The organism is Enterobacter cloacae complex sp. OE43NF, assembly GCF_023544405.1.
Classification (GTDB): Bacteria; Pseudomonadota; Gammaproteobacteria; order Enterobacterales; family Enterobacteriaceae; genus Enterobacter; species Enterobacter cloacae.
Genome location: NZ_JAMJFW010000022.1, coordinates 1 through 21,683 on the forward strand (window position 1 = coordinate 1; position 21,683 = coordinate 21,683).

The window sequence follows — 21,683 nt, forward strand, 5'->3', positions numbered from 1 at the left end:
CGGTGCAGCCCAATCGCCCGGTGGCGCTTCGCTTACCGGGCCTACAGGCTGGGTTTTCTCCCTCTCCTGTGTGAGAGGGCCGGGGTAAGGGCATCAGACCGCACCGCACTCCAGCCGATACACCCAGTCGTCATACCGTACGCCGTCAATCTCGTACGCCTTCTCCAGCACCTGCGTACGCACAAACCCCGCTTTCTCCAGCACCCGCACCGACCTGCCGTTGTCCGCCAGTACGTAGGCGTTAATCGCTTTCACGCCGGTCTGGTTAAACGCATATTCACATACCGCGCGCAACGCCTCACTGGCGATACCTTTCCCCTGCGCGGCAGGCACAACCGTATAGCCAATATCCGCCTCTTCACGATTCTCCGGGCTGATCTGCAGGCCGATATCGCCCAGTGGCGTGTCATCATCATGAAAACGAATCACAAAAACGTGCGCCGCCGTTAAGCGCGTAGCAAATACGCGCCGGGTCTCTTTTTCCGGCGCGATGGCGGCCATGTAACGCATGATATTGCGATCTTCCCGCAACGAGCGGAAGAAGGCCCAGTCAGTGGGTTCGAAAGGGGTGAGGTGAAGCCGGGGTGTGGTAATGGTTGCCATTGTTACGCCATTTCATCGGGACATGGCGTACAAATGTAACATATTCATCCCACCACATCCCTCAACGCCTCTTCTAAGTCATACCAGCGAAACGCAAACCCGGCCGCTTCAAGCCGTTTCGGTAGCGCACGCTGCCCGCCCAGCACCAGCACGGACGCTTCACCCATCATCAGACGAATCACGGTTGCGGGCACGCGCAAAATCGCCGGGCGATGCAGAGCATGGCCCAGCGCGTGGGCAAACTGCTCGTTACGTACCGGGTACGGCGCAATCATATTAAACGGCCCACGTAGATCGTTATCCAGCAGCCAGAGAATACCGTTGACCATATCGTCGATGTGGATCCACGGCAGATACTGACGGCCATTACCGATGGGGCCGCCCAGTCCGAGCCGGAACGGAGGAAGCATTTTCGCCAGAATGCCGCCTTTCGGCGCGAGAACGACGCCGGTACGCAGCAGGCACACGCGGGTATTATCGCTCTGGGCAGCACAGGCAATACGTTCCCACTGGGCGCAGAGCTTATGGGTAAACTCGTTGTGCGGCGGCTCTTCTTCGGTCACGACCACCTCACCGAGATCGCCGTAATAGCCTACCGCAGAACCGGAAATCAGTACCGATGGCGGGGTATGGCTGTTACGGATCAGCTCGACCAGCTTTTCGGTGATGTTCCAGCGGCTGCTGCACAACAGCTGTTTTTGCTCTTCCGTCCAGCGTTTGTCGGCGATGGGTTCACCGGCCAGGTTGATGACGGCGTCAAAGCCGTCCAGATTCTGCCGGTCAGCCAGATTTTTCCAGATGTCGATACCGGCACCCAGCACCTGGCGCGCTTTCTCAGGGCTGCGCGTTACCACGGTAATGTCGTGATGTAACGCCTGCAGGCGCGCAATGAGATGACGGCCAATCAGGCCTGTACCGCCGGTCAGCAGAATCTTCATACAACCTCCAGGTTTACGCCCGGCGCTGCCAGCTTAACGTCATGGAGACGGAGTCGGCATAACGCAGGGCGTGAAGTTTATCGATCTCTACTTCAGCATAAGTGACCCAGTGATGTTCGCGTGCGATGTCGAGCACATCCTGAGTTAATTTTTCCAGCAGAGAGAATCGGTTATTTTCCACGTACTGAATGATGCTTTTCGTAATCGTGCGATAGTTCAGCGCGTCATTGATATTTTCACTGCCTCTCGCTTTGTCTGCCGGATAGTGGATAACCACATTAATCACGATATCCTGACGGTTGGCGATCTCCTCGTCTTTGATACCGATAAAAGTACGTAAGCGTAAATTTTTTATACGAATAATAGCGTCATGCTGCGACATTGCAGGTCTTCTCCGTGTCAGTATTTCCTCCCCATAATACATGAGAGCCTGACACGCGCCCAACCGGGCGCAGGCCTAAATCTCCTGGATTTTTTTCATCGCACGCTCGGTCGCCGGGCGGGTGCGGATACGTTCAAACCAGTTGTTAACCGCCGGGTAAGAGGCTAAATCAATACGGTGACGTTCATGGGTATTCACCCACGGCCAGCAGGCGATATCGGCGATACTGTAATGATCGCCCCCGAGCCACGGTGATTTTTCCAGCCGACGGTTCAGTACGCCGTACAGCCGCTGCGTTTCCACCTGATAGCGCTCTATCGCATACGGGATGGGTTGTGGCGCGTAAGCGGTAAAGTGGTGGTTCTGCCCCAGCATCGGGCCCAGGCCGCTTGTCTGCCAGAACAGCCACTGTAGCGTGTGGTGACGCTCGCGCAGTTCCCCGCTCAGCAGTTTGCCGGTTTTCTCCGCCAGATAGAGCAAAATCTCCCCGGATTCAAACAGGCTCAACGGTTTGCCGCCATCAGCTGGCAGGTTATCGATGATGGCCGGGATTTTGTTGTTCGGTGAGATGGCCAGAAAGAGAGGCCTGAACTGATCGCCTTTGCTGATATCCACGCGGATGATCCTGTATTCCAGCTCGGCTTCTTCAAGAAAGAGGGTGATCTTATGGCCGTTTGGAGTAGGGGCGTAATAAAGGTCGATCATTCTCAACTCCTGTCAGTGTGAAGTGTAATGCCATGACCAATCAGTATAGGTGGTTGTGCAAAATCGTGAGTTTTCATCAAGTGACAGCGGCGTAAAGAGACTATATGTTGAGGGAATACCGATCAGCCGATGAGGATGTTATGAACCAGCCTGTAATCACGTTGTGGTCCGATGCCCAATTCTTTTCACCCTATGTCATGAGCGTGTACGTGGCGCTGGCGGAAAAAGGGCTGTCATTTAGCCTGAAAACCGTTGATCTGGACGGCGGTGAACATCTGAAACCGCAGTGGCAGGGTTACGATCTGACCCGGCGCGTGCCGGTACTGGACATTGATGGCTTCGCGCTGAGTGAATCGTCGGCGATCGATGAATACTTGGAAGATAGGTTCGCGCCACCAGAGTGGGAGCGTATTTATCCTCACGATCTGCAAAAGCGGGCCCGGGCACGGCAAATCCAGGCGTGGCTACGCAGCGATTTGGTGCCGATTCGCGTTGAACGCTCCACGGATGTGGTATTTGCGGGTGTGAAAAAGCCCGCCCTGAGTACTGAGGGGGCGCAGAGCGCGCAAAAGCTGATTGACACCGCCACCTCGCTGCTGGCCCACGGTAACCCGAACCTGTTTGGCGAATGGTGTATTGCCGATACCGACCTGGCGCTGATGCTGAACCGCTTGATCCTTAACGGCGATGACGTCCCCCAACTGCTGGTGGATTACGCCACTTTCCAGTGGCAACGTGCGTCGGTGCAGCGCTATGTGGCACTCTCCGCTAAGCGCGTCGGCTGATAAGCCCTGGCGCTTAAGGTATGATAAGGGCAGTCTGTTTTTCTGAGGAGTGACTAATGAAACTGATGTTTGCGTCGGATATCCATGGATCGCTGCCCGCGACCGAGCGCGTTCTTTCCCTGTTCGCACAAAGTGGGGCGCAGTGGCTGGTTATTCTGGGTGACGTGTTGAACCATGGCCCACGTAACGCATTGCCGGAAGGCTATGCCCCTGCGCAGGTGGCGGAAAAACTCAACCCCTATGCCTCGCGCATTATTGCCGTGCGCGGTAACTGCGACAGCGAAGTGGACCAGATGCTGCTGCACTTCCCCATGACCGCTCCGTGGCAACAGGTGCTGCTGGAAAAATGCCGTCTGTTCCTCACCCATGGTCATCTTTTTAGCCCGGATAATCTCCCGGCGCTGGCCGCTGGCGATGTCCTGGTTTACGGCCATACTCATATTCCGGTAGCAGAAAAACGCGGGGAGATTTATCACTTCAACCCAGGTTCGGTCAGCATTCCGAAAGGCGGATACCCGGCGAGCTATGGCATGCTTGATGAGCATACGTTAAGCGTTATCGCACTTAATGATCAGCAAGTTATTGCACAGGTAGCGATTAATCCGTAAGTTACACCTCAACTGTAAACGCGCCGTAAGAGCGCTTAGACGAGAAGGTTTCCCGATGGTGGAGCAGAGTCATTTGGCAAGTACAGAGTGGGTTGACATTGTCAACGAAGAGAATGAAGTGATCGCGCAGGCCAGCCGCGAACAAATGCGCGCTGAACGCCTGCGTCATCGTGCGACGTATATTGTTGTTCATGACGGCATGGGCAAAATTTTGGTTCAACGCCGCACGGACACCAAAGATTTTCTCCCTGGTATGCTGGATGCCACTGCGGGCGGTGTCGTTCAGGCGGATGAGGTCCTGCTGGATTCCGCACGCCGTGAAGCGGAAGAAGAGCTAGGCATTGCGGGCGTACCGTTTGCCGAGCATGGACAGTTCTATTTTGAAGACGAACATTGCCGTGTCTGGGGCGGGCTGTTTAGCTGCGTTTCCCACGGGCCGTTCGCCCTGCAGGAAGAAGAAGTAAGCGAAGTGAGCTGGATGACGCCGGAAGAGATCACCGCGCGTTGTGACGAGTTCACGCCGGATTCGTTAAAAGCACTGGCGCTGTGGATGACCCGCAACGCCAAAAACGAATCGACCAAATCTGAGAAAGAAGAAGAGGCCGAATAAGCTTTAGCAGCTCTCCCTCAGACACAGACTGGATGCGATGGGTTTCTGATCGCGCCAGTCTCCGTCATTCAGACGTTCCAGCAATGCACGTCCCGCTTCAATACCAATCTTACGATGGGGTACTGCCATCGTCGTCAGCGGCGGCTGACAGACACGGCTGACGTCACTGTCGCCAAACCCGACCACGGCCAGATCGTCCGGCACCTTGATACGCCTGCGCTGGCACTCGTACAGCGCGCCACAGGCCAGTTCATCTGAGACGCAAACCAGCGCATCCAGCTCCGGCCACGCCAGCAGAAATTCAGGAAGTTGTGCGGCCCCCGTCGAAAAGCTCGGCGGCATGGCGGCGTTAATCACCCGGTTAGGCGACATATGGTGGCGCAGCATCGCTTTGTACCAGCCCTGCAAATGCTGCTGGAAAATCCACTGCTCCTGGTTGGCACACAGCAGGCCGATGTTCTGGTAGCCGCGTTTGATGACCATTTCCGTAAGTTCATACATGGCCGCGACGTTATCAATCCCGATATTCATATCGATAGGATCGGCGCGCATGGCGCCCATCTCCATCACCGGAATCGAGGCGTTTTTCAGCCAGTGACGCACGGTGTCAGTATGTTCGACGCTGAGCAATATCGCTGCGGCGATATTTGACGCCAGCAGCGTTTCCAGCAATTTCTCTTCCTGTTCAAGACGATGCTGGGATTCGGCCAGCATGATCTGATAGCCGGCGGGCTGTAACACCTGCTGGAGCCCGGCGAACATTTCGGAACAACCGGCTTCGGAAAGATTGGGGACGACCATCGCAATCGTCCATGACGAGGCCGAAGCCAGCGCACTGGCTGCAAGATTGGGCATATAGCCTAACTCTTGTACCGCGGCTTCTATTTTTTCTCGCAGTTTATCGGAAACCTGTTCAGGCGTGCGGAGAGCACGGGACACGGTCATTGTGCCCACACCGGCAAGCTGTGCGACATCGGCAAGTGTCACTTTACCGGTACTGCGCCGTTTTCGGGTTAGAGACATACACCTTCCTGCTGACAGGACGCCACTCATTTCATCCTTCGCTTCACGTGACAGGCAGTATACGCCTTAAATCCCTTTTTTTGCTGTGATTTCGCGCCAGGATGTCAATTTGATAGCGCTATCACACTTCTGAATGTTAGATCTTGGTAGCGCTATCTTTGTGATCCCGATCGCAGCCAATTCGTTATGCGTTGAATAAAGTTTGTTCATCTTTAGCGCGATGCCGGGAGGGGAAATGCTCAAAAAGTGGATATATGATACAACCATCACGCTGCAGGAAAGCGTTGAGAGTTGGCCGCAGGCGCTGGAGATATGCGCGAAACCGTTGCTGGAGCTGCAGGTCATTGCGCCGGAATACGTGACGGCCATTATTGAGCAGCACCACACTTTAGGACCCTATTATGTGCTGGCACCAGGGCTGGCCATGCCGCATGCGCGGCCGGAAGAGGGGGCAAAAGGACTGGGCCTCTCATTATTAAAACTCAGGAAGGGCGTTTCATTCGGTGCAGGCGAATTTGATCCCGTCGATGTGATCGTTATGCTGGCGGCACCGGATAAACACAGCCATATCGAAATGATCTCCGCGCTGGCTGAATTATTTTCAAGCGATGAGGATATGGCGGAATTACATCAGGCGAATACCCTGGAGGAAATTAAAACGATAATCGACCGCTTCTGATTTAATTATTTAATCCGACTCGTCACACACATTACGCGCAAGCGTGATGGGACATACTCTACGCAAAAAAGGGGACAACAATGAAAATCATGGCTATATGCGGTTCTGGCCTGGGCAGTAGTTTTATGGTCGAAATGAATATTAAAAAAGTGCTTAAGAAGCTGGACATTGACGCCGAGGTTGAGCACTCCGATCTCTCTTCAGCCACGCCCGGTGCGGCCGATCTTTTCGTGATGGCGAAAGATATTGCCTCCAGCGCCAGCGTGCCGGAAAACCAGCTGGTGGTGATCAATAACATCATCGATATCAACGAACTTGAAGCGCAGCTGCGTGCCTGGTTCGAAAGACAATAACCCTGATAAGGCGAGGTGGATATGTTTATCCTTGAAACGCTGAATTTCGTTGTCGATATTTTAAAAGTCCCTTCCGTACTGGTAGGCCTGATTGCCTTAATTGGTCTCGTTGCGCAGAAAAAAGCCTTTTCTGACGTTGTAAAAGGGACCATTAAAACTATTCTCGGGTTTATTGTGCTGGGCGGTGGCGCCACCGTGCTGGTGGGGTCATTAAATCCATTAGGCGGTATGTTTGAACACGCCTTTAATATCCAGGGCATTATTCCCAATAATGAAGCGATTGTTTCCATTGCGCTGGAAAAATATGGGGCCTCGACTGCGCTGATTATGGCGTTTGGGATGGTGGCCAATATTCTCGTCGCCCGCTTTACCCGTCTGAAGTATATCTTCCTGACCGGACACCACACGTTCTACATGGCGTGCATGATTGGGGTGATCCTCACGGTTGCGGGCTTTGAAGGGGTAGGGCTGGTCTTTACGGGGTCGCTGATCCTCGGGCTGGTCATGGCCTTCTTCCCGGCGATTGCGCAGCGTTACATGAAGCGCATTACCGGCAACGATGATATTGCTTTCGGCCATTTCGGCACTCTGGGCTACGTGCTGTCCGGCTGGATTGGCAGCAAGGTCGGCAAAGGTTCACGTTCAACCGAAGAGATGAACCTGCCGAAGAACCTGAGCTTCCTGCGTGACAGCTCGATCTCCATCTCTCTGACCATGATGATTATCTACCTGATCATGGCGGTGAGCGCCGGGCGTGAATACGTCGAGGCGACCTTCAGCGGCGGTCAGAACTACCTGGTCTACGCCATTATCATGGCAATCACCTTCGCCGCAGGGGTGTTCATCATCCTGCAGGGTGTACGCCTGATTCTGGCAGAAATCGTCCCGGCCTTTACCGGCTTCTCAGAAAAACTGGTGCCCAATGCGCGTCCGGCCCTGGACTGCCCGGTGGTCTATCCGTATGCGCCCAACGCGGTGCTGATTGGCTTCCTGTTCAGCTTCCTCGGGGGGATTGTGGGGTTAATTATCTGCGGCCAGTTTAACTGGGTGCTGATCCTGCCGGGTGTGGTGCCGCACTTCTTCACCGGCGCAACCGCGGGCGTGTTTGGTAACGCCACCGGTGGACGTCGCGGGGCAATGATTGGCGCCTTTGCCAACGGGCTCTTAATCACCTTCCTGCCGGTGCTGCTGCTGCCAGTACTGGGAGCCATTGGCTTTGCCAATACCACTTTCTCGGACGCTGACTTCGGCGCCGTCGGGATTGTGCTTGGTAACCTGGCGCGCTTCCTGTCACCACTGGCCATCACCGGGCTTGTCGTTGCGTTGTTCGCGCTGCTGGTGGCGTACAACGTGTTCGCGAAAAACAAATCTGCGGGTGGTAATGCGCAGGAAAACACCGGAGCCAAATCATGAACGAGAATGAGATAACCGAACTCGCGCGTCAAATTCGACTCGAGACCCTGAAATCGCTGACGCAGCTGGGATTTGGTCACTACGGCGGCAGTATGTCGGTCGTCGAAACCCTGGCCGTACTGTACGGCGCGGTAATGAAAATTGACCCGGCAGACCCGGACTGGCCCGAACGAGACTACTTTGTCCTGTCGAAGGGCCATGCGGGACCGGCCCTGTACAGTACGCTGGCGATTAAGGGCTATTTCCCGATGGAAGAGCTGAGCACGCTTAACCAGAACGGCACACGCCTGCCAAGCCATCCGGACCGGCTAAAAACACGCGGTGTGGATGCCACGACCGGCTCGCTTGGCCAGGGGATCTCCATCGCGGGCGGCATGGCGCTGTCGCATAAGCTGGCCGGGCGGTCAAATCGGGTCTTTTGCATCGTCGGTGACGGCGAGCTGAACGAAGGGCAGTGCTGGGAAGCGTTCCAGTTTATTGCCCACCATCGTCTTAACAACCTGACGGTGTTTGTGGACTGGAATAAACAACAGCTTGATGGCGAGCTGGATGAGATCATCTGCGCGTTCGATCTGGAAGGGAAATTCCGCGCCTTTGGTTTTGACGTGGTGACGGTGAAAGGAGATGACATCCCGGCACTGCTGAAGGTCACTGCACCGGTTCCGCCAGCGGATGCGCGTCCGCGGGTGGTGATCCTCGACAGCATCAAAGGACAGGGAGTGGCGTATCTGGAACAGCTGGGTAACTCGCACCATCTGCGATTGACCCCGGAGAGCAAAGCGGCCCTCGACGAGGCGATCCGCCAGCTGGAGGTAACTCATGATTAAGGTTGCACCTGCAGGACAGAAAGATGCCATAGAGATGCGTAAGATCTACGCGGGCTTTGTGGCAAAACAGATTGAAGCCGGGAGCGAGATCATCGCCCTGGAAGCGGATCTGATGAGCTCAATGGCGATGGACGGCGTGGCGCGCGATTATCCGCAACATGTGATCAACTGCGGCATTATGGAGGCCAACGTGATCGGTACCGCGGCCGGGCTGTCACTCACCGGCCGCAAGCCGTTTGTTCATACCTTTACCGCCTTTGCCAGCCGTCGCTGCTTCGACCAGCTGTTTATGTCCCTGGACTACCAGCGAAATAACGTGAAGGTCATTGCCTCGGATGCGGGCGTGACGGCCTGCCACAACGGCGGGACGCATATGTCGTTCGAGGATATGGGCATTGTGCGCGGTCTGGCGCATTCGGTAGTGCTGGAGGTGACCGACGCGGTGATGTTTGAAGACATACTGCGCCAGCTTATCGACCTCGACGGGTTCTACTGGGTACGTACTATCCGTAAGCAGGCGCCAAGCGTGTATGCCCCGGGTTCAACGTTTACCATCGGCAAAGGCAATGTTCTGCGCGAAGGAAGCGACATTACCCTGATTGCCAACGGCATTATGGTGGCCGAAGCGCTGGAAGCGGCCCGTCAGCTTGAGCAGGAGGGCGTTAGCGCGGCAGTGATAGACATGTTTACCCTGAAGCCCATCGACCGGATGCTGGTGAAAAACTACGCCGAGAAAACCGGGCGGATCGTGACCTGCGAAAACCATAGCATTCACAACGGGCTGGGCTCGGCGGTGGCGGAAGTGCTGGTGGAGACCTGCCCGGTGCCGATGCGTCGCGTGGGGGTGAAGGAGCGTTATGGTCAGGTAGGGACGCAGGACTTCCTGCAGAAGGAGTATGGCCTGACGGCGCATGACATCGTTTCAGCGGCGCGAGAGCTGCTGTAAATAAAAAAGGCGACCGTGGGGTCGCCTTTTTGTTGCCCGGTGGCGCTAGCGCTTACCGGGCCTACGGTCCTGTAGGCCGGATAAGCGAAGCGCCATCCGGCAAGACCTTATTTACTGCTGCTGCGAAGACTGGATCGCCGTCAGCGCGATGGTGTAGACGATATCGTCTACCAGCGCGCCACGAGACAGGTCGTTCACAGGTTTGCGCATACCCTGCAGCATTGGCCCGATCGAGATCAGGTCTGCTGAACGCTGTACCGCTTTGTAGGTGGTGTTACCGGTGTTCAGATCCGGGAAGATGAACACGGTAGCGCGACCTGCAACCGGGGAGTTTGGCGCTTTGGATTTCGCAACGTCAGCCATAACTGCGGCATCGTACTGCAGCGGGCCGTCGATCATCAGATCAGGGCGTTTTTCCTGTGCAATACGGGTCGCTTCACGCACTTTCTCTACGTCGCTACCTGCACCAGAGGTGCCGGTAGAGTAGGAAAGCATCGCGACGCGTGGTTCGATACCGAAGGCAATCGCGGAGTCCGCGGACTGGATTGCGATTTCAGCCAGCTGCTCTGCGGTTGGATCCGGGTTGATCGCACAGTCGCCGTAAACGTAAACCTGTTCAGGCAGCAGCATGAAGAACACGGAGGAAACCAGAGAGCTGCCTGGAGCCGTTTTGATCAGCTGCAGCGGTGGACGGATGGTGTTCGCGGTAGTGTGAACCGCACCGGATACCAGGCCGTCAACTTCGTCCTGCTCCAGCATCAGCGTACCCAGCACCACGTTGTCTTCCAGCTGCTCACGCGCAACGGCTTCGGTCATGCCTTTGTTCTTACGCAGTTCGACCAGACGGGCAACGTAGCTTTCGCGAACCACTTCTGGATCAACGATTTCGATGCCAGCACCCAGCTCAACACCCTGGGATGCCGCAACGCGGTTAATCTCATCCGGGTTACCCAGCAGCACACAGGTCGCGATGCCGCGCTCTGCACAGATTGCGGCCGCTTTCACGGTACGTGGTTCGTCGCCTTCTGGCAGAACAACACGTTTGCCCGCTTTACGCGCCAGCTCGGTCAGCTGGTAACGGAAGGCCGGAGGAGACAGACGACGGCTGCGCTCGGAGGTTGCGGTCAGCGATTCGATCCAGTCTGCGTTGATGTAGCTTGCAACGTATTCCTGAACTTTCTCGATACGCTCGTGGTCATCAACCGGCACTTCCAGGTTGAAGCTCTGCAGGCTCAGGGAGGTCTGCCAGGTGTTGGTATTAACCATGAATACCGGCAGGCCAGTCGCGAACGCGCGTTCGCACAGCTTGCTGACGCGTGGATCCATCTCGTAAGCACCGGTCAGCAGGATAGCACCGATTTCTACGCCATTCATTGCGGCCAGGCAGGCAGCAACCAGCACGTCTGGACGGTCTGCGGAGGTCACCAGCAGGGAACCTGCACGGAAGTGCTCCAGCATGTGCGGAATGCTGCGGGCGCAGAAGGTCACGGATTTCACGCGGCGGGTATTGATGTCGCCTTCGTTGATCACGGTGGCGTTCAGGTGACGCGCCATATCGATGGCACGGGTGGCAATCAGATCGAAGCTCCACGGCACCGCGCCCAGAACCGGCAGCGGGCTGGATTCCTGCAGTTTAGCCGGGTCAACTTTAATGACTTTCGCTTTGGAAGAGTCGTCGAAGATCTCGGACAGGTCAGGACGCGTACGGCCCTGCTCATCCACAGGCGCATTCAGTTTGTTGACGATTACGCCCGTGATGTTGGTGTTTTTAGTACCACCGAAGCTGCTGCGGGTCAGTTCGATACGCTCTTTCAGCTGCTCTGGGGTATCTGTGCCCTGAGACATCACAAAGACGATCTCGGCGTTCAGGGTTTTCGCAATTTCGAAGTTCAGCGACTGGGCAAACTGGTGTTTGCGGGTCGGAACCAGGCCTTCAACCAGCACCACTTCCGCGTCTTTTGTATTGGCGTGGTAGTTGGCGATGATCTCTTCCATCAGCACGTCTTTCTGGTTGCTGGAGAGCAGAGATTCAACGTGGTTCATCTTCAGCGGTTCGGCCGCTGGCAGATTGGAGTTCTTACGAACGATGGTGGTGGTCTGGTCTGGCGCATCGCCACCGGCACGTGGCTGGGCGATTGGCTTAAAGACGCTCAGACGAACGCCTTTGCGTTCCATAGCACGGATCACGCCAAGGCTGACGCTGGTCAGGCCGACGCTGGTTCCGGTAGGGATCAGCATAATAGTACGGGACACGGTTTATCCTCTTTCGTTACCGCCTGATTGTGGCGGGTGACAAAACAGCACCGCCAGCAGAGCTGGCGGTGTGGAATCAAGCAGTCAGACGGTGCGCGTCTTGCGCGATGACCAGCTCTTCGTTTGTTGGGATAACGAGAGCAGGGCGGGTGCCTTCTTTGTTGATGAAGCCAGACTTGCCGAAGCGGGCAGCCAGGTTACGCTCGTGATCAACCTCAAAGCCCAGAACGCCCAGTTTGCCCAGGGACAGTTCGCGAACCATTGCCGCGTTCTCACCGATACCACCGGTGAAGACAACAGCGTCCAGACGGCCATCCATCAGCGCAGTGTAAGAGCCGATGTATTTCGCCAGACGGTGGCAGTAAACGTCCATTGCACGTTTAGCGTCTTCTTTCTCTGCGTAGTTGTCTTCAACGTAACGGCAGTCGCTGGTGACTTCGGTCAGACCCAGCAGGCCAGACTCTTTGGTCAGCATTTTGTTGATCTGGTCAACGCTCATGCCCAGGGTGTCGTGCAGGTGGAAGATGATCGCCGGGTCGATGTCACCGGAACGCGTACCCATCACCAGACCTTCCAGCGGGGTCAGACCCATGGAGGTATCAACACATTTACCGTTGCGGATTGCAGAAACGGAACCACCGTTGCCCAGGTGGCAGGTGATGATGTTCACTTCTTCAACCGGTTTGTTCAGCACTTTTGCCGCTTCCTGAGTCACATAGAAGTGGCTGGTGCCGTGCGCGCCATAGCGACGAACACCGTGCTCTTTGTAGAGGCTGTATGGCAGGGCATAGAGGTAAGACTCTTCCGGCATGGTCTGATGGAACGCGGTGTCAAACACGGCCACGTTTTTGTCTTTCAGATTCGGGAAGGATTTCAGCGCTTCAGCGATACCGATCAGGTGCGCCGGGTTGTGCAGCGGTGCAAAAGATGCAGAGTCTTTGATGCCCTGGATAACAGAGTCGTCAATCACGACGGAACTGGTGTATTTCTCGCCACCATGGACGATACGGTGACCAATCGCAGTCAGCTGAGCAGACAGTTCTGGTTTTTGTGCCAGAATAGTGTTAACGATAAAGTTCAGCGCTTCACTGTGAGCGGCGCCTGCACCTAAAGCCGCTTCTTGTTTGCTGCCGTCCATCTTCCACTTGATACGTGCTTCAGGCAGATGGAAACATTCGGCCAAACCAGAGAGGTACTCGTCACCGTTGAGCGCATCGATGATGGCGAATTTCAGTGAGGAGCTACCGCAGTTCAGAACCAGTACTAACTTACTCGACATGGAAGTACCTATAATTGATACGTGGCTAAAAAAACGTCAAAGAGTCTAAAAGCGTAACGCATGCTGACCCAGACATTTATGATTAACATCATGCCAAACGAACATTCTGGCAGGATGGAAGAAATACCTATGATTTTAAGCCATTTTGAACATTTTTCAGACAATGGCATAATATGCGATAATTTGACGAGTTAACGATTCTCGTCTACGGCCCTATCAGGCTGGCACAGGATACCCGATACGGGGTAGTGATGACAAAATATTTTGAACGTTGTCATAGCTTGTTGTGGTTTTGCACGAAAATTTTAATTTTTATATGTGAAGTTGAGGTATGCCATGTCGACACCTGAGATCCCGTCCGTGAATTTTTTTAGTCTGTTTCGTCGGGGACAGCATTACGCGAAGACGTGGCCGATGGAAAAACGCCTTGCGCCCATGTTCATTGAGAATCGCACAATCCGCGCCACGCGCTACGCGATTCGCTTCATGCCTCCTGTCGCTATCTTTACCCTCTGCTGGCAAATTGCACTGGGCGGACAGCTCGGGCCTGCCGTGGCGACGGCGCTTTTTGCGTTGAGCCTGCCGATGCAAGGGCTGTGGTGGTTAGGTAAGCGTTCAATCACACCTCTGCCGCCTTCTATTTTACACTGGTTTTATGACGTTCGCGGGAAACTGGAAGAAGCCGGTCAGGCGCTCGCTCCGGTTGAAGGCAAGCCCGATTATCAGGCGCTGGCTGACACGCTTAAGCGAGCTTTTAAGCAACTTGATAAAACATTCCTCGATGATTTGTGATTGATCATCGAAACGACTAATAAAAGAAGGCACAGTAACACACCGTTACCGTGTCTTTTTTTTCAAGTGCCATGCGCTACAGGAGTCGAAAGATGGAAATGACCCATGCTCAACGTCTGATTTTGTCCAACCAGTACAAAATGATGACTATGCTTGATCCCGATAACGCTGAGCGCTACAGCCGCCTGCAGACCATCGTCGAACGCGGCTTTGGTTTGCAGATGCGTGAACTGGACCGCGAGTTTGGCGAGCTGAAAGAAGAAACCTGCCGCATCGTGATCGACATTATGGAGATGTACCACGCGCTTCACGTGTCCTGGACCAACCTGAAAGATCAGCAGTCCATTGACGAGCGCCGCGTCACTTTCTTAGGCTTTGATGCCGCAACGGAAGCGCGCTATTTGAGCTATGTCCGCTTTATGGTGAATACAGAAGGGCGTTATACGCACTTTGATGCGGGCACCCACGGCTTTAACGCGCAGACCCCTATGTGGGAAAAATACCAGCGCATGCTGAGCGCATGGCACGCCTGCCCGCGCCAGTACCACTTAAGCAGCAACGAAATTCAACAAATCATTAATGCCTGACGGAGGTGCGTGTGCAGTGTAGAGGTTTTCTGTTTGATCTGGACGGTACGCTGGTGGATTCGCTACCGGTTGTAGAGCGTTCATGGTGCCATTGGGCGGACAGACATGGCATCAACCATCAGGACGTGCTGAATTTTATCCACGGCAAACAGGCCATAACCTCGCTCCGGCATTTTCTGGCGGGACGCTCTGAGGACGAAATTCAGGCAGAGTTTAAATATCTGGAACACATTGAAGCCACCGATACGGACGGCATCACCGCGTTACCCGGTGCTCGTGAACTGCTTGAGCATTTGAATGAAGCGGAAATTCCGTGGGCCATTGTCACCTCCGGCTCGGTTCCCGTGGCTCACGCCCGTCATAAGGCGGCGGGTTTACCCACGCCGGACGTGTTCATTACCGCAGAGCGCGTGAAACGCGGCAAACCGGAGCCTGATGCCTTTTTGCTGGGTGCAGAAATGCTCGGCATCCCCCCGGCGGAGTGCGTGGTGGTGGAAGATGCGGCAGCGGGCGTGCTGGCCGGATTGAACGCCGGCAGCCACGTTATTGCCGTCAACGTTCCGGCCGATTCTCCCCGTCTGGACGAGGCGGACTTTGTGCTCAATACGCTGACCGCGCTTGATATCGCTAAGGCGCCAGACGGTATTGTAACCGTCTCGCTAAAAGTGTAATCCCATGATTTAGCCCCACGCTGCTGGGGCTTTTTTATGGCACAATTTCGCATCTCTCTCTGACAAGGACATGTTGTGAACGGTGAACTGATTTGGGTGCTCAGCCTGCTTTTAATCGCCATCATTTTGTTTGCTACAGGCAAAGTGCGCATGGATGCCGTCGCTTTGTTTGTTATCGTTGCGTTTGCGCTGAGCGGTACGCTCACGCTGCCGGAAGCCTTCTCGGGATTTAGCGATCCTAACGTCATTCTGATTGCCGCGCTGTTTATTATCGGCGACGGGCTGGTGCGCACCGGCGTAGCAACCCTTGTGGGGGCATGGCTGGTGAGGGTGGCAGGCAACAGCGAAACCAAAATGCTGATCTACCTCATGCTTACGGTCGCCGGGCTGGGAGCCTTTATGAGCTCGACGGGCGTCGTTGCCATCTTTATCCCGGTGGTGTTGAGCGTCTCCATGCGCATGCAAACCTCACCGTCGCGCCTGATGATGCCCCTGAGCTTTGCCGGGCTCATCAGCGGTATGATGACCCTGGTGGCCACGCCGCCAAACCTGGTGGTCAACAGCGAGCTGATACGTGAAGGGCTGGAGGGCTTTAGCTTCTTCAGCGTCACCCCGCTTGGGCTGGTCATTTTGTTGATGGGTGTGGTGTATATGCTGCTGACTCGCTTCGCCCTGAAAGGCGAGAAGCAGGACAAAACTAAAGATGGCTGGAAACGACGCACCTTCCGCGATTTGATCAAAGAGTACCGTCTGGCCGGCCGCGCCCGCCGTCTGGCTATTCGTCCCGGTTCGCCAATGGTCGGCCAGCGCCTGGATGACCTGAAGCTGCGCGAACGGTATGGCGCGAACGTGATCGGCGTGGAGCGCTGGCGTCGCTTTCGCCGGGTCATCGTCAACGTGAACGGGGTGTCCGAATTCCGGGCGCGTGACGTTCTGCTGATCGATATGTCCACCGCAGAGGTCGATCTGCGTGAGTTTTGCAGTGAGCAGCTGCTGGAGCCGATGGTGCTACGCGGAGAGTATTTCTCCGACCAGGCGCTGGATGTGGGTATGGCGGAAGTGTCGCTGATCCCGGAATCGGAATTGTTGGGCAAAACCGTGCGTGAAATGGGGTTCCGTACCCGCTACGGTCTTAATGTCGTCGGCCTGAAGCGTGATGGCGTGGCGATGGAAGGGGCCGTGGTGGATGAGCCTATCCTGCTGGGCGATATTTTTCTCGTGGTGGGTAACTGGAAGCTTATCAGCCAGCTCGGCCAAAAAGGCCGCGATTTTGTGGTACTCAACATGCCCGTTGAGGAGAGCGATGCCTCTCCGGCCCACAGCCAGGCGCCTCACGCCATTTTTTGTCTGGTGCTGATGGTGGCACTAATGCTCACCGACGAGATCCCGAACCCGGTGGCGGCGATTATTGCCTGCCTGTTAATGGGCAAGTTTCGCTGTATTGATGCCGAGAGCGCCTATAAAGCAATTCACTGGCCAAGCATCATTTTGATTGTCGGGATGATGCCATTCGCCCTTGCCCTGCAAAAAACCGGTGGGGTGGATTTAGTGGTTAAAGGGCTCATGGACATCGGCGGGGGATACGGTCCGTATATGATGATGGTGTGCCTGTTCGTGATGTGCGCCACGATAGGGCTGTTCATTTCCAATACCGCCACGGCGGTGCTGATGGCGCCTATTGCACTGGCGATGGCGAAATCGATGGGCGTGTCGCCGTACCCCTTTGCGATGATGGTGGCGATGGCGGCCTCAGCGGCATTTATGACGCCGGTCTCTTCGCCGGTTAACACGCTGGTACTGGGGCCGGGTAATTACCGCTTTAGCGATTTCGTGAAGATTGGCGTACCGTTCACCATACTGGTGATGCTGGTATGTGTGGTGCTGATTCCGGTGTTATTCCCGTTTTAGCGTGAGCGCAGAAACGTTGGCCGGGTAAGGCGAAGCCGCCACCCGGCGAAAAATTACAACGGAGAATCCTGGCTGATCTCATCCAGCGATAAATGGAAGCTCGGCACAAACACCTGCATAAAATAATCCATCTCTTCGCTGCGGCGGGATTCCAGCGTCTTCTCCAGACGCGTTTTGGCCAGTAAAAACTCGTTATTCCCCGCAGACAACTCTTCCAGACATTTCAGGTAGGCACAGAGCGCGTCCGCCTGCTTCACCAGTGACTTTTCCTCTTCCGTATACTGATGTTCGTCAATCAGCGGCTCAAAGACGTCCCGTAGCTCTTCCGGGACCATCTCAATCAGTTTCTGCTGGGCAATCTTCTCAATGGCCTTATATTCCTGTGCAATCTGCGAATTGAAGTATTTCACCGGCGTGGGGAGATCCCCGGTCAGCACTTCTGACGCATCGTGATACATCGCCAGCAGCGCGATACGTTCCGCATTGACCTGACCGTTGAATTTGCGGTTTTTAATGGCCGCAAGGGCATGCGCGACCATTGCAACCTGCAGACTATGTTCTGAGACATTTTCGGTGCGCACATTGCGCATCAAAGGCCAGCGGTTGATGAGTTTCAGGCGGGAGAGGTGGGCAAAAAAATGACTCTGACTCATAGGTTACCTTTTGTCTTCACTGCGACAGACTTCATTGTGCGGGGAGGGGAGGGAAGATGCAAATTTGCGGATTTTGAAGGCCGGGTTAGCGCAGCGCCACCCGGCAGAATGCTTGTGTTACTGGTGGTAGCCGGAGAGGAATCGCCCGAAGCGGCTGATGGCCATTTCGAGGTCGTCTTCGCGCGGCAACGTCACGATACGAACGTGATCCGGCCATGGCCAGTTAAAGGCCGTGCCCTGAACCAGCAGCACTTTTTCCTGCAGCAGGAAATCAAGCACCATTTTTTGGTCATCGTGAATGTTGAAGCGCTTCGCGTCGATTTTCGGGAACATGTAAAGCGCACCGTTAGGCTTCACGCATGAGACGCCAGGGATGTCGTTGATCAGCTCCCAGGCGCGGTTACGCTGTTCGTACAGGCGGCCGCCGGGCACGATGAACTCGCTGATGCTCTGATAACCGCCCAGCGCCGTCTGGATCGCGTGCTGGGCCGGAACGTTGGCACACAAACGCATGGAAGCCAGCATCTCCAGCCCTTCAATGTAACCTTTCGCATGTTTTTTCGGACCGTTGAGGACCATCCAGCCCTGGCGGAAACCGGCCACACGGTAAGTTTTAGACAGGCCGTTAAAGGTGACGGTCAGCAGGTCTGGCGCCAGCGCGGCGATAGAGTGGTGCTGCGCGGCGTCATACAGGATCTTGTCGTAAATTTCATCAGCGAAGATGATCAGGTTATGCTGACGGGCGATCTCCACGATCTCCATCAGCAGCGCTTTAGAGTAGACGGCACCCGTCGGGTTGTTCGGGTTAATAATCACGATGCCGCGCGTACGCGGGGTGATTTTTGCACGAATATCATCGAGGTCCGGGAACCAGTCAGAGGATTCGTCGCAGAGATAGTGCACCGCCTTACCGCTGGAGAGTGATACGGCCGCCGTCCACAGCGGGTAATCCGGGGCGGGTACCAGCATTTCGTCGCCGCTGTTCAGCAATGCCTGCATGGCCTGCACGATCAGCTCAGAGACGCCGTTACCGATATAAATATCCTCAACGGTAACGTCACGCATACCGCGTGCCTGGTAGTGCTGCATAATGGCTTTGCGTGCGGAGTAGAGTCCTTTTGAATCACAATAGCCTTGTGCAGTAGGCAGGTTGCGGATCACATCAACCAGGATTTCATCCGGCGCTTCAAAACCAAACGGCGCAGGGTTACCAATGTTGAGTTTCAGAACCTTATTGCCTTCTTCTTCCAGGCGTTTTGCCTCTTTGAGAACCGGGCCACGGATGTCGTAACAGACGTTATCTAGCTTGCTGGATTTTTCGATAGGGGACATGAACCTTTAACCTTTTCGCTATTATTGCCGCTCCCTGCCGTGGAAGTCAGCACGGAACAATGTACTCCCCCCTCGCTTCGTTTTGAAGGGTAAACAGAAGAAGATTTTGTGCAATAGAAAAAATTCTGCTGAATCTCTTTCGCTGCCTGCGTTGAAATTTTCTGGTCTAAAGTTATGCATGAAAGCGTTTTATTAGGTTAATTGTGCTGTTAATTTTAATCTTTGTTGCATGTTGTGCTATTAAAAATAAAATAGCGGCCAGGGTTAAGGCGGAAGTTTACCTGAGTGACTTTTCGTAAAATCTGAGTGCTTCAATAGATCACGCTGTAATAGCAGGCTTTGGTTAAAAGTTGCTCATGTGAAATTAATGTTAAGTGTTATTAATGATTGGCCTTAATCTAAATTAAAATTTATTTATTATTAACCTACAAAATGCAACTTTAGTTAATTTTAATAAAATTAGTTTAGAAGCCTAACAACAACCTTTAATCCTGAATATTGCGATAAGACTTATAAATAAAGTGGATTTGAGTTAAGATGTCTTTAAGGAAAGCAGAGGAAAGACGTATGTGATTTGTATATCTTGCCCTGATTTTCTGAATTAATTGATTGTTATTGTTGGAGTTATCTCTGGCTGGCGTGTGCAAAGCACAACCTGCAACGTTGACAGCGCTGCGATAAAGATGGCAGAAAAGGTGTCATACCTTTAATGTAATTTACATTAACCTGCGATCATCTAAATATCCTGAACGTTTAAGAGAATAAAAATAACGTCATGAAACGTGCTTTCTGACTGTTGATATATACACTAAAGCAGCACAATAACTATCTGTCAGGCAGTCTGCCGGGCCGGGATGCGAGGGAAAACTCCAGAAGGAATTGCTTAACTGTTACACACAGCTTCAACCCGGGCAGCTCCGCACGAGCAACCTGAAAGTGAATAGATATGATAAATGCAAATCGTCCGATAATGAATCTCGACCTCGATCTGCTGAGAACGTTTGTTGCGGTCGCAGACCTCAACACTTTTGCAGCAGCTGCTGCCGCAGTTTGCCGAACCCAGTCCGCCGTCAGTCAGCAAATGCAGCGTCTGGAACAACTGGTTGGTAAAGAGCTTTTTGCCCGTCATGGCCGTAATAAGCTCTTAACGGAACACGGTATTCAGCTACTGGGTTATGCCAGGAAAATACTTCGTTTTAATGACGAAGCATGTATGTCATTAATGTTTAGCAACCTTCAGGGTGTGCTAACGTTAGGTGCATCTGATGAGTCAGCGGATACTATATTGCCGTTCCTTCTTAATCGAATCAGTTCGGTTTATCCGAAGCTTGCGCTGGATGTTAGCGTGAAGCGTAATGCTTTTATGATTGAGATGTTAAAAGAGAACGAGGTTGACCTCGTGGTCACCACGCATCGTCCCGGCCAATTTAATTGCCTGACGCTGCGAACGTCTCCTACGCACTGGTATTGCGCGGCGGAATATGTGCTTCAGCAAGGCGAGCCGGTTCCTCTGGTCTTACTGGACGATCCGAGCCCATTCCGCGATATGGTGCTGGCGGCGCTCAACGAGGCCAACATTCCGTGGCGACTGGCGTATGTGGCCTCCACATTGCCTGCCGTTCGCGCAGCGGTCAAAGCCGGCCTTGGCGTAACGGCGCGTCCGGTGGAGATGATGAGCCCGGATCTGCGGGTGCTGGGAAAATCCGATGGACTCCCTCCGCTGCCGGATACGGAGTATCTGCTGTGCCACAACACGTCCAGTAACAACGAGCTGGCGAAAGTGGTGTTCGAAGCAATGGAGAACTACCATAACCCGTGGCAGTTCGAGCATGTTACCCACGAAGGGGGGGATGACTCCCTGATCGTTGAAGGTGACTTTGAGTGATCGAGAGCTCAAAATTCTGGTAACAAAATGTAAGTGTAAAAAAATGCCACTCGCGCGATTTTCGCATGGAGTGGCTTTTTTTTTGCACAAATTCTCTCCGCTAAAGTGAGTGAAATGAAAAGAGTTCTTAATTATCAATGAGTAAAATACAGTTGATTAAAGTCTGAACAAATTCTTTTCTCACTTCCTTCCCGCGCCCGGCATGTTAATAAAACAGGAAAGATGTTGCCGTTTTACTGGTTGAATTAACAAAAGCGTGTCTCAGATCAAGAAAATACTCCCATTTAGGGGGAGGAATCGTTGGCAAATCCTGTCAAAATAGGAGGGTTATTTTTTTTACTTCCAAAACGGACACGATTCAACAACATGCATTTGACGAAAAGTCAGGTAACCACCAGGGTTAAAGGGCACCAAATGTTAATGAGAATCGCTCGATGTAATTTAATGTGAA

Annotated in this window: 22 protein-coding genes; 13 read left to right on the forward strand and 9 right to left on the reverse strand. The window is 54.0% G+C overall.

What is annotated here, in order from left to right; translation table 11 throughout:
* Positions 1 to 93: 93 nt before the first annotated feature.
* From M8370_RS12150 to yfcG, 4 genes are all read right to left on the reverse strand, one after another.
* Positions 94 to 603: a GNAT family N-acetyltransferase gene (locus M8370_RS12150; protein ID WP_250021116.1), complete on the reverse strand. Its 510-nt coding sequence runs from the start codon at positions 601 to 603 to the stop codon at positions 94 to 96.
* 44 nt (positions 604 to 647) lie between these two features.
* Positions 648 to 1,541 (reverse strand): TIGR01777 family oxidoreductase, encoded by an 894-nt coding sequence (locus M8370_RS12155; RefSeq protein WP_250021117.1) that lies wholly within the window; start codon positions 1,539 to 1,541, stop codon positions 648 to 650.
* Positions 1,542 to 1,554: 13 nt separating this feature from the next.
* Positions 1,555 to 1,923, reverse strand: a complete 369-nt coding sequence (folX, locus tag M8370_RS12160) for a dihydroneopterin triphosphate 2'-epimerase (RefSeq protein ID WP_128311972.1) — start codon at positions 1,921 to 1,923, stop codon at positions 1,555 to 1,557.
* 75 nt (positions 1,924 to 1,998) lie between these two features.
* Positions 1,999 to 2,628: a GSH-dependent disulfide bond oxidoreductase gene (gene yfcG, locus M8370_RS12165; protein WP_023621684.1), complete on the reverse strand. Its 630-nt coding sequence runs from the start codon at positions 2,626 to 2,628 to the stop codon at positions 1,999 to 2,001.
* A 140-nt stretch (positions 2,629 to 2,768) separates the two neighbouring features.
* On the opposite strand from yfcG, the gene yfcF reads away from it, so the two are divergent.
* From yfcF to yfcD, 3 genes are read left to right on the forward strand one after another with little or no spacing between them, the layout of a single operon-like run.
* Positions 2,769 to 3,413, forward strand: a complete 645-nt coding sequence (gene yfcF / locus M8370_RS12170; protein WP_013098125.1) for a glutathione transferase — start codon at positions 2,769 to 2,771, stop codon at positions 3,411 to 3,413.
* Between the two features lie 56 nt (positions 3,414 to 3,469).
* Positions 3,470 to 4,021, forward strand: a complete 552-nt coding sequence (yfcE, locus tag M8370_RS12175; protein WP_013098124.1) for a phosphodiesterase — start codon at positions 3,470 to 3,472, stop codon at positions 4,019 to 4,021.
* 55 nt (positions 4,022 to 4,076) lie between these two features.
* On the forward strand, positions 4,077 to 4,631 hold the full coding sequence (yfcD, locus tag M8370_RS12180) for an NUDIX hydrolase YfcD (protein ID WP_013098123.1): 555 nt from the start codon (positions 4,077 to 4,079) through the stop codon (positions 4,629 to 4,631).
* Positions 4,632 to 4,634: 3 nt separating this feature from the next.
* Here the strand turns inward: yfcD and M8370_RS12185 are convergent, their stop codons facing one another.
* Positions 4,635 to 5,654 carry a LacI family DNA-binding transcriptional regulator gene (locus M8370_RS12185; protein WP_013098122.1) on the reverse strand — a complete coding sequence of 340 codons (1,020 nt, stop codon included), beginning with the start codon at positions 5,652 to 5,654 and terminating at the stop codon, positions 4,635 to 4,637.
* Between the two features lie 235 nt (positions 5,655 to 5,889).
* On the opposite strand from M8370_RS12185, the gene M8370_RS12190 reads away from it, so the two are divergent.
* From M8370_RS12190 to M8370_RS12210, 5 genes are all read left to right on the forward strand, one after another.
* Complete coding sequence (locus M8370_RS12190; protein WP_058662055.1) at positions 5,890 to 6,333, forward strand: PTS sugar transporter subunit IIA; 444 nt, start codon at positions 5,890 to 5,892, stop codon at positions 6,331 to 6,333.
* A gap of 80 nt (positions 6,334 to 6,413) precedes the next feature.
* Positions 6,414 to 6,686 carry a PTS sugar transporter subunit IIB gene (locus M8370_RS12195; protein ID WP_013098120.1) on the forward strand — a complete coding sequence of 91 codons (273 nt, stop codon included), beginning with the start codon at positions 6,414 to 6,416 and terminating at the stop codon, positions 6,684 to 6,686.
* 21 nt (positions 6,687 to 6,707) lie between these two features.
* Complete coding sequence (locus M8370_RS12200; protein WP_023622509.1) at positions 6,708 to 8,099, forward strand: PTS ascorbate transporter subunit IIC; 1,392 nt, start codon at positions 6,708 to 6,710, stop codon at positions 8,097 to 8,099.
* Positions 8,096 to 8,926 carry a transketolase gene (locus tag M8370_RS12205; protein WP_029881737.1) on the forward strand — a complete coding sequence of 277 codons (831 nt, stop codon included), beginning with the start codon at positions 8,096 to 8,098 and terminating at the stop codon, positions 8,924 to 8,926. The genes M8370_RS12200 and M8370_RS12205 overlap by 4 nt, the downstream gene beginning before the upstream one ends.
* Positions 8,919 to 9,872 (forward strand): transketolase family protein, encoded by a 954-nt coding sequence (locus M8370_RS12210; RefSeq protein ID WP_013098117.1) that lies wholly within the window; start codon positions 8,919 to 8,921, stop codon positions 9,870 to 9,872. The genes M8370_RS12205 and M8370_RS12210 overlap by 8 nt, the downstream gene beginning before the upstream one ends.
* 111 nt (positions 9,873 to 9,983) lie before the next feature.
* On the opposite strand, the gene pta is transcribed toward M8370_RS12210, so the two are convergent.
* The gene (gene pta, locus M8370_RS12215; RefSeq protein ID WP_013098116.1) at positions 9,984 to 12,125 is read right to left on the reverse strand and encodes a phosphate acetyltransferase; all 2,142 of its coding nucleotides are present in this window, start codon (positions 12,123 to 12,125) and stop codon (positions 9,984 to 9,986) included.
* 76 nt (positions 12,126 to 12,201) lie between these two features.
* Positions 12,202 to 13,404, reverse strand: a complete 1,203-nt coding sequence (ackA, locus tag M8370_RS12220) for an acetate kinase (protein WP_013098115.1) — start codon at positions 13,402 to 13,404, stop codon at positions 12,202 to 12,204.
* A gap of 336 nt (positions 13,405 to 13,740) precedes the next feature.
* Between ackA and yfbV the strand changes: the two genes are divergently transcribed.
* From yfbV to M8370_RS12240, 4 genes are all read left to right on the forward strand, one after another.
* Positions 13,741 to 14,196: a terminus macrodomain insulation protein YfbV gene (yfbV, locus tag M8370_RS12225; RefSeq protein ID WP_020690637.1), complete on the forward strand. Its 456-nt coding sequence runs from the start codon at positions 13,741 to 13,743 to the stop codon at positions 14,194 to 14,196.
* A 92-nt stretch (positions 14,197 to 14,288) separates the two neighbouring features.
* Positions 14,289 to 14,783 (forward strand): YfbU family protein, encoded by a 495-nt coding sequence (locus M8370_RS12230; protein ID WP_013098113.1) that lies wholly within the window; start codon positions 14,289 to 14,291, stop codon positions 14,781 to 14,783.
* Positions 14,784 to 14,794: 11 nt separating this feature from the next.
* Positions 14,795 to 15,454, forward strand: coding sequence for a sugar phosphatase (locus tag M8370_RS12235; protein ID WP_194500575.1), 660 nt, complete (start codon positions 14,795 to 14,797; stop codon positions 15,452 to 15,454).
* A 75-nt stretch (positions 15,455 to 15,529) separates the two neighbouring features.
* The gene (locus M8370_RS12240; protein ID WP_020690639.1) at positions 15,530 to 17,362 is read left to right on the forward strand and encodes an SLC13 family permease; all 1,833 of its coding nucleotides are present in this window, start codon (positions 15,530 to 15,532) and stop codon (positions 17,360 to 17,362) included.
* A gap of 53 nt (positions 17,363 to 17,415) precedes the next feature.
* Here M8370_RS12240 and yfbR read toward each other — a convergent pair whose 3' ends face one another.
* On the reverse strand, positions 17,416 to 18,015 hold the full coding sequence (yfbR, locus tag M8370_RS12245; RefSeq protein WP_013098110.1) for a 5'-deoxynucleotidase: 600 nt from the start codon (positions 18,013 to 18,015) through the stop codon (positions 17,416 to 17,418).
* 117 nt (positions 18,016 to 18,132) lie between these two features.
* Positions 18,133 to 19,347 (reverse strand): alanine transaminase AlaA, encoded by a 1,215-nt coding sequence (gene alaA, locus M8370_RS12250; RefSeq protein WP_013098109.1) that lies wholly within the window; start codon positions 19,345 to 19,347, stop codon positions 18,133 to 18,135.
* 946 nt (positions 19,348 to 20,293) lie between these two features.
* Between alaA and lrhA the strand changes: the two genes are divergently transcribed.
* Entirely contained in the window at positions 20,294 to 21,232 is a 939-nt protein-coding gene (lrhA, locus tag M8370_RS12255; protein ID WP_029881734.1) for a transcriptional regulator LrhA, read from the forward strand.
* The last annotated feature ends 451 nt before the right edge of the window (positions 21,233 to 21,683 follow it).